1 protein-coding gene is annotated in these 592 nt (G+C 45.4%); it reads right to left on the reverse strand.

Translation table 11 applies throughout. From position 1 onward, the window contains the following. Positions 1-331: 331 nt before the first annotated feature. A partial coding sequence (locus tag FHQ23_RS03030) for a DapH/DapD/GlmU-related protein (RefSeq protein WP_267963605.1) occupies positions 332-592 on the reverse strand: 261 nt, incomplete at its 5' end.

Genomic DNA, 592 nt, shown 5'->3' on the forward strand with positions numbered 1-592 from the left:
ACCTTGCTTAATCGGCTGCGGCAAATCTGGGTACGCTGCTGACACAGCAACTGCCGTTGTCAGATATAGACCGAATATAAGACGGGATAACAGGGTTTTTATCGCTTTCATACTCTCACTTAGGTTAGGACTTGGCGATAATTCAACCAACACTGAAAGGTAATTATCATTCCTTATATCCGAATGATATATTCGCTCCATTTATAAAAGCAATATTAAATTCAATTTTGTTACCGGAATTTCAAGGAAGATCACACTTTTGCCACAAACGTGGGGATATTTTATGCCGTAAAAGTGCGGTTTGCAGCTTTTACGGCAGGGAAAAAGCGCGTTATTTTTTCTTGGTAGGGCGCTGCCAGTTGGCAATATGGCGCTGTGGCACACGGCTAATCACCAGCTCGTTGTCGGCGACATCTTTGGTAATCGTTGCGCCGGCACCGATGGTGGCGCCATCGGCAATCTTGACCGGTGCCACCAATTGGCTATCGGAACCGACAAACACATTATCACCGATAATGGTTTTGAATTTATTCACGCCGTCATAGTTGCAGGTGATCACCCCGGCGCCGATATTGCAATTACTGCCAATTTC

Source organism: Testudinibacter crocodili (assembly GCF_006228025.1).
GTDB lineage: Bacteria > Pseudomonadota > Gammaproteobacteria > Enterobacterales > Pasteurellaceae > Chelonobacter.